This window comes from Sporolactobacillus spathodeae (genome assembly GCF_016908935.1).
In the GTDB taxonomy this organism is placed as follows: Bacteria; Bacillota; Bacilli; order Bacillales; family Sporolactobacillaceae; genus Sporolactobacillus; species Sporolactobacillus spathodeae.
Map to the genome: position 1 here is coordinate 1 of NZ_JAFBEV010000051.1, position 1,556 is coordinate 1,556.

The window sequence follows — 1,556 nt, forward strand, 5'->3', positions numbered from 1 at the left end:
GCAGACACCCTTGTCCTCAGCTAACAGTTCCTACTGCCAAGCCTGTAGCGGACTTTCACCGCCTAGCTGTCACCCATGCCGGGCGCACTAAAAAACGGCAGAAGCTGAACGAGCTCCTTGCCGTTTTTTTTTGAGACATATTCACACACTTTGCCGTAAACGCCGGTAAACCCAGCCGTTTACAAAGAAGAAGAGCGCACTACCACCGGATCGGCGAATCAAATGTCGCGCGAGCGCGCGAACAGTCGGCTGCCGCGACACTTTGCGATCGGCAAGATAAACGCCGAGCAGACCACGGTTAATCATTTGATGGAATTTCTTATCAGGCATGTCTTCAATTGACGCATCAGCCTCTTCAATAAAATGATTAAAACGCTCAATCATCCGTGCTTCGCTTGGGTAATAGAAGCAAAAATTCAAATCGCCTTCCTGTCGATCTTCTTCCTGATCGACAAAATAATCCATCAGAATATGTAGCCCTTGAACCCACGGAAAATAGCTGTCTTTAATCGTCGCGACAAGCTGTTGATCCATTTGACTTCCTCTTGACGCCGCGTAAGACACCAAACAAAAAATACCGAGCGTTGATCCGGAACACGCTGCAAATTCATACCAGCTCATTTCCGGTAAGTGATTTTGATAGCGTTGGAACCAGCTCATCAGTCGCGGCACGCGCTGATCACGCTTCACATGTTTGTGCACCTGCAAATCACAATAAAAGCCTGCCAATTCGAGCAAAGCCGGTGCAATTACTGAATAGCCATCAAGCTTTGCCAGTACGCGCTGACAAGTTTGAACAAGCTGCTGCAAATAGCCGCCATCTGAACAGATTGACCGAAATCGATAATAATCACCATCTGGAGCTCCCGGAGTCAGCGCATGGAGCATTGATTCGTGAAGGCAGCGAAAATCCTCTGGATCGAGCGAATCACAGCGATCACAAAGATTATCAAGATAATCGCTGATCGTCTGGTAGGCGACAATAAAAGCAATCACATCTTCTCTTCTATCTCCGGCAATCAAACTGTAAATGGCTCCGCCCTCACAATGAAAGGTTTTTCCGGCAATGCTGTCGAGTGCCTGCTTGCGAAGCTCTGAATCAGGAATCGCTGCGGCCTGTGTCTGCCATCGCTTCAGCTCGCGGTGAACCGGCGGAAGCACTTGACGATAAATTTTTGCCATGAGCAAGAGAGGTGTAGCTGGTGCGTCCATCGAACGCCCCCTCCTTCTTCGTTTGTTTTCTTCTATACATATTCGCCTGAGGCAAGGAACATTTGTCCCGGTTTATTCATTGGCGATGTGTTCTTGTCCCACACGCTTTCTCTCTCATTGTTGACTGGAGCTGCTGTCTCTATTCTCCGTAGAGATCGGACTAAAAGAAAAGCAGGCGATCGCCTTATTTGCATTAAACTGCTTTGGTCGCTCGCTTGCCGCGGGCGATCCGTGAGCCTCCTCGAACAGGCGATAATCTGCGGGGTCTCACTTGGCTCGCTGTTCCCGCAGGCGTCTCGCACCTGCGCTTTATTTTTACAAAAAAGTCTTATGCCTTACTTTTT

At 48.9% G+C, this 1,556-nt stretch carries 1 protein-coding gene; it reads right to left on the reverse strand.

What is annotated here, in order from left to right; all coding sequences use genetic code 11:
- Positions 1-141: 141 nt before the first annotated feature.
- On the reverse strand, positions 142-1,212 hold the full coding sequence (locus JOC27_RS13315) for a tetraprenyl-beta-curcumene synthase family protein (protein WP_205007765.1): 1,071 nt from the start codon (positions 1,210-1,212) through the stop codon (positions 142-144).
- Between the last annotated feature and the right edge of the window lie 344 nt (positions 1,213-1,556).